This window comes from Synechococcus sp. MU1655 (genome assembly GCF_023630655.1).
Taxonomy (GTDB): Bacteria; Cyanobacteriota; Cyanobacteriia; order PCC-6307; family Cyanobiaceae; genus Synechococcus_C.
In genome coordinates, this window is the sequence record NZ_JAKUHK010000127.1 from 1 (window position 1) to 5,699 (window position 5,699).

A 5,699-nucleotide genomic window follows, 5' to 3' on the forward strand; every position below is an offset into this window, starting at 1 on the left:
CTGGCCGACACCTCGGATGGCGCCTCGGGCCCTGATGGTTGAGCTGATGTTGTGGCTTCACCCTTGACGGTGCGTGTCTCCTCATCTGCTTTGGCGAGAAGGTGGGCGTTAGCCGCCAATCCACCAGTGGAAAAGGTGGCCACAAAGTTGGGAACCTGACGAACCAGGCTGTTCAGCTCGAGCTCCTGAAGACGCTCACTCAGGCCCTCTCCGTCAACGCTTCCCAGGTCGAGTTTGGGCTCCTTTGGCAGCGGAATGTCCACCAGGATTTCAGCCAGGTGCCGCGACAGGTAGGCATTGTCTTTGTCGGTCGCAAGTTTGGCTTTGAGCGCCCCTTTGATTGCTCCCCGACTCGCTTTGGGCCCCTCCTCTTCCACTTCGGCTAGGGCCCGATACACCCCGTCGAGATCCTCGTTGTCCTTCAGAAGGCTGATCGCTGTTTTCGGGCCCACCCCCTTCACTCCAGGAATGTTGTCGGAGCTGTCTCCGGTGAGAGCCTTGAGATCAACCACCTTGGTGGGAACTACGCCGAGCTTGGCTTGAACGCCGGCTTCATCGATCAAGGTGGGGCCACTGCTTTTGGCGTAAGGCCCACCGCCCATGTAAAGGACAGCGATGTTGCGACTGTCGTCGACCAGTTGGAAGAGGTCGCGATCGCCGCTCAAAATGCGCACGCTCCATCCATCAGCCGCTGCGCGGTTAGCCAAGGTGCCGAGCACATCGTCAGCCTCGAAGCCAGGCGCCAGGCAGAGGGGCAGTTTTAGCTGCGTCTTCAGAATCGCTTGGAGCTGCTCAAGGTCTTGGAAAAAGTGAGCGGGTGCGACGTCGCGATGGGCTTTGTAGTTGGGGTCGGCCTTGTGGCGGAAGGTGGGTTCAGCCGTATCGAAGGCGATCGTCACACTGTTGGGTTTCAGCCCTTTGCAGTTATCGAGCAGGGCCTTGAGGAATCCATAGGTGACGCTCGTAGGAATTCCCTCTTTTGTGGCCAGTCCTCCCTCCCCACCTTTGCTGAAGGCATAAAAACTACGGAATGCCAGTGAGTGTCCATCCACCAGCAGGAGCAGGGGTTGATCGGAGGTGGAGCTCATGGGTTTCGGCAGGGGTGGGCTGGATTAGTCGCGCTGTTTGGCCCAGGGTGGCAAGTCGATGAACACCCGGGTTCCCGGTTTCACTCCCGAGAGAATCGCACTCTGGCTACCGCCGCTGGAGCCCAGTTCGATGGCCTGGAAGGTGGGTTGATCGTTCTTGCCCACCAGTAAAACCCCTGGTTTCCCGTCTTCCGTCACGATTGCCACGGTGGGTACCAAGGTGCTCTCAGCCGTGCGTCCGGTTTGAAAGTTCACGTCTGCGGTCATGCCGATGCGCAGGATGGGAGGCGGATTCAGAAGCGTGAGTTCCACCTCAAAGGAAATCACGTTGTTGGTTTTCTCAGCGCGCGGTGCGATATCGCGTACTTCAGCGGAAAAGCTTCGATCAGGGAAGGCATCAACGCGGACGTTTGCGACTTGACCGATTTGGATACGACCAATATCACTTTCTGGCACTTTTGCTGTGACTTCGAGGCCCTGGGAGAGCTCCACGATCGAAGAGCTGGTGGCGCCTGCTGAGGAGGATGCTGAGGTGGTGGGCGTCACGAAAGAGCCTGGTTCGGCGTAGCGCTCCGTGATCAAACCACTGAACGGCGCCCTGATTAAAAGTTCATCACCCTCAACATCCCGTTGTTGGATTCTTTCCTGGGTCGCTTCAAAGGTGGCTTTGCTGCTGAGGTAACGGGCTCGGTAATCATCCCGATCTGCTGCGCTGATCACGCCGCTTTCAAATAACGACTGACGTCGTTTGTAGTCAGAGGCTTTGGCGTCGTAGTCGGCTTTGGCTTGACGTGACAGAGCCATGAGTTCGTCCAGACGGTCCTGAAAATCACCCCGGTCCATGCGGGCGAGCACCTGACCCACCTCAACGCGGACCCCTTCATCAACGAGCAAAGCTTCGAGTATCCCCCCCTTTTTTGGACTCACGTTGACGCGGCGAATCGCCTCTAACTCGCCGCTAGCGGTGATTACACCAGGAAGGGAGCCACGGGTGGCTTCAACGGTGTAGTCGGAGAGGTCGCGACCCCCGCTGCGACTGCTGCTCAGCATCCAAAACAGACTTCCGCCGCCTACAAGCGCTGCCGCCACAGCAGCAATAACCAAGCGTTTGCGTCGTCGTCGATCTCCGCTGAGGCGAGTGAGAGAAGTCAAGTCATGGTCCTTGGCGAGTGATGGGGTTTGCCGTTGTTGGCTGACCATGACAGCGCCTGTATCAGAACTTCACACATAGTCTCGCCTGTGCGTGGGTGAATCGAGATGTCGGCTTGAAATTTGCACGCCACAGTAACGCTGCCGTTGTGCAAGCGTGTATTTAGCGGGGTTGTTGGGCGCAGAAGCGGTTGAAGGTCGGTGGATAGATTTGCCCACATGCTTAAAGCTGGAATCGTCGGATTGCCCAACGTTGGTAAATCCACCTTGTTCAATGCCCTAGTGGCCAATGCGCAGGCTCAGGCTGCGAACTTTCCGTTCTGCACGATTGAACCGAATGTGGGGACCGTGGCGGTTCCCGATGACCGTCTCCAGAAGCTGTCTGACCTCAGTCAGAGTAAGGAGCTGATCCCCACGCGGATGGAGTTCGTGGACATTGCCGGTCTGGTCAAAGGGGCCAGTCAAGGCGAAGGCTTGGGCAATAAGTTCCTCTCCAATATTCGTGAGGTCGACGCGATTGTTCACGTGGTGCGTTGTTTTGAAGACGATGATGTCATTCACGTGTCTGGATCGGTGGGACCTGCTCGCGATGCAGAGGTCATCAATCTGGAGCTTGGTTTGGCCGATCTCTCTCAGATCGAAAAGCGACGGGAGCGACTGAAGAAGCAAATGCGCACGAGTAAAGAAGCGCAAGTGGAAGATGAGGCTTTAGAGCGCATCCAACAAGTGCTCGAAGCCGGAGGCGCCGCCCGCAGCATTGAGTTGACTGATGAAGAGGCATTGCTGATCAAACCGCTTGGACTCCTTACCGCCAAGCCGATTATTTATGCCACCAATGTGAGTGAAGACGATTTGGCTGCGGGCAATGCCTATTGCGAAGAGGTTGTGGCCCTTGCCGAGAAAGAAGGTGCTGAGTCCGTCCGCATTTCTGCTCAGGTAGAAGCCGAGTTGGTTGAGTTGGGTGATGAAGAATGTGCTGATTACTTGGAAGGTCTCGGCGTGAGTGAAGGAGGCCTGCGCAGTCTTATTCGTGCCACCTATCGATTATTAGGCTTGCGGACTTACTTCACAACAGGTGAAAAAGAAACACGTGCTTGGACCTTCCGTGCCGGAATGACTGCGCCGCAAACGGCAGGAGTGATTCACACTGATTTTGAGCGTGGATTCATCCGTGCACAGACCATCGGTTGGGAGAAGTTGCTGGAGGCTGGCTCCTTGTCAGAGGCCCGAAATAAGGGATGGTTGCGTAGTGAAGGGAAGGACTATCTCGTGGCTGAAGGAGATGTGATGGAATTTTTGTTTAATGTGTAAACTGTGATTTAAAAAATATTTCCCTAAGTAATAAAAACATTGTATGATTTGGAGTTTAGCTTTTAAAACGGTCGATGAGCCTTTTGCTGAGCTTTGTGATTGCTAGGAATCATGGCTAATGCTCAAGTGATTGAGCATTTCAGCTAGGTGCGTTTGTTTGATTAGCGATAGGCCTTGTGATCAATCTCACAGTTCACGTTGATTGAAATCGGAACATCTGATTGCTAAGCAGGCGATGCTGTCGTCATCAAAGGAACTTCATCTTCTTGACCCATGTCTAAGGAACATGAAAACTCTTCAAAAGGCAGTATTGCTTTTGCGCTTTGTTGGAATCCTTTGGATCATGGATGGTTTGGCGTTAAATCCTCTCAGATTTTGGGTTTGCTGAGAAGTGTGGGAGCTTCTTTGGCCATAGTTTCTTATGTGTTCCTAGCTGAAGGGCATACCGAGATTGGTGTGTGCGTCAATCTTGGTTGTCAGTTGCTTCTCATCCCTTTCAATCTTCATTATCGACTTTGGGACATGGTAGGGGTTAGCGTTTTCTTTACAACGATCAACCTGCATGAGATCAGTCGTTTGCTTATGGCTTATCTGTAAGGCTCATTCGTGATCAACTGGTTTCAAGGTTCTGCGTGCTTTCTTCTTGCAATCCCCCTTCAAGGCCAAGCTTGGGCTTGACCACATCCTTGAGGTTGATGCTCGTTGCATCGCCCAGGACGTCTGATCTTTTTGGGCGCGAGATCGATTTGATGTCTATGTTGTAGATCATTTTGCTACAGGCTTATTGTATTTCTTGGTTGAAGAATTGGTTTCTTCAGTGGTTTGGGTCTAGTTCAGCTTCCTTTGAGAAAGGCGATAAACTGACTTTCGTGAAAACAATTATTGGATAAATTTTAGGCCAGAATATTTATTCTGTTTGGTTCTCAAAGGGCTTCGATTGCCTCCATGGCTGGAATGAATTGTGTGCTGTTTTGATTGAAATCTGTGCATTCTTGGTTCATGGCTTCACTCACCAGCTTGATGGTTTGGGTGGCTTGTGAGGACTTCAGCCAGCCCTTTTGGGACTCCCAATTGTTTTTTTTGATAGCGGTTGCCACGATGAGATCAGCACGCTTTTGGCTGTAGTCAGCGTGAATCATCTTGCAGGCTGCGTACGCAGATTGACCCACGAGTCCTCGACGCATGTCTTGCTCGGACATTTGGGCTTGTGCCCCAGTCCAAAGGATCGATTGATTCAGCATCAAACCAAGGCCGATCCAAAGGAAATTTGTGCGGGGCATCATGGGCTTACTCGTAGTTCGCGCTGAAAGTCTCGCCTGTGGCCATAGGGATGGCGAGTTCCTCTCTCCATTGGCTTAGAGGTTTCTCCCAGCCTTCCTCCCAGCGCTGTAAGACGAGGGGCTTGGCCTGCAGGCCGATGCGCTGTCCGTGCGCAATGGCTCGACTGATGGCTTCGTATTCAGTTGGTTGCAAGCGGAAGGCCTTAAAACTGGCCAGAAGGTTGAGGAGTACGTAGGCGGGGAAGCCAATCTGATTGGCGGTGATTGCCAACACTGCTGACTCTCCCTGTACTTGGGTGTTGAGCCCAGCGACCACGTGATGAATGTCATGGGTGGTGGCGATGCGTTGAGTGAGCCAGAGCGCGTCTGTGCTTGTGTCTCGGGGACGGAAAAAGTCAGCGTCGTAATTCAAGCGGCGAATCATTCCTGCATAAGCCCGGCCCAGTGTTCCTTCCGGAAGCAACTCCAGCGTCTCAATCTGTGGCTGAAAGGCTGGGAAGCGCTGCTCCATCATGTCTGCACCGCCAGGTAAGGCCTTAAACCGCGCGATTGAAACCGCCATCGCCTCACTGTCGAGGAAGTTGTCGATCAGGTCACCTACCCCTTTGAGTCCCCCATCGCTGACTGCAATCTCGCGCAGGATGCGCAAATTTTTAACGGAGCGCAGCAGTTCTCGGGTTCCTGACATCTAGAGGTTCCTCAATGGGGCTTCCACTCAAATTTGGCTTGTAGCGGGGTCTAACGGCCTTCAGCAGGGGCACCACTGCTAAGCAGGTGCCAGCCATCAACAACCAAAGCACCAAGCCGTGACCCTGCTGGTCTAAAAGGGCACCTGCTAAAAGAGGTGCGGCAATGGCACTGAACGCAAAGC

At 53.6% G+C, this 5,699-nt stretch carries 6 protein-coding genes and 1 pseudogene; 2 read left to right on the forward strand and 5 right to left on the reverse strand.

Annotated features, from left to right (window positions below; genetic code table 11):
* Window positions 1–1,088: 5'-3' exonuclease H3TH domain-containing protein (locus tag NCN04_RS07025; RefSeq protein ID WP_284498653.1), on the reverse strand; the 1,088-nt coding region annotated here is incomplete at its 3' end.
* Between the two features lie 24 nt (window positions 1,089–1,112).
* Window positions 1,113–2,288 carry an efflux RND transporter periplasmic adaptor subunit gene (locus tag NCN04_RS07030; protein WP_250395618.1) on the reverse strand — a complete coding sequence of 392 codons (1,176 nt, stop codon included), beginning with the start codon at window positions 2,286–2,288 and terminating at the stop codon, window positions 1,113–1,115.
* Window positions 2,289–2,456: 168 nt separating this feature from the next.
* On the opposite strand from NCN04_RS07030, the gene ychF reads away from it, so the two are divergent.
* Both ychF and NCN04_RS07040 read left to right on the forward strand, forming a co-directional pair.
* Complete coding sequence (gene ychF / locus NCN04_RS07035) at window positions 2,457–3,548, forward strand: redox-regulated ATPase YchF (RefSeq protein WP_250395622.1); 1,092 nt, start codon at window positions 2,457–2,459, stop codon at window positions 3,546–3,548.
* A 273-nt stretch (window positions 3,549–3,821) separates the two neighbouring features.
* Window positions 3,822–4,145, forward strand: a complete 324-nt coding sequence (locus NCN04_RS07040; RefSeq protein ID WP_250395619.1) for a DUF8641 family protein — start codon at window positions 3,822–3,824, stop codon at window positions 4,143–4,145.
* Window positions 4,146–4,471: 326 nt separating this feature from the next.
* Here NCN04_RS07040 and NCN04_RS07045 read toward each other — a convergent pair whose 3' ends face one another.
* The 3 genes and pseudogenes from NCN04_RS07045 to NCN04_RS07055 form a co-directional block, all read right to left on the reverse strand.
* Complete coding sequence (locus tag NCN04_RS07045; protein ID WP_250395620.1) at window positions 4,472–4,828, reverse strand: hypothetical protein; 357 nt, start codon at window positions 4,826–4,828, stop codon at window positions 4,472–4,474.
* A gap of 7 nt (window positions 4,829–4,835) precedes the next feature.
* Complete coding sequence (locus tag NCN04_RS07050; RefSeq protein WP_250395621.1) at window positions 4,836–5,516, reverse strand: Coq4 family protein; 681 nt, start codon at window positions 5,514–5,516, stop codon at window positions 4,836–4,838.
* Window positions 5,482–5,699, reverse strand: a pseudogene (locus tag NCN04_RS07055) (MFS transporter); the annotation flags it as partial. The pseudogene NCN04_RS07055 and the gene NCN04_RS07050, both read right to left, overlap by 35 nt.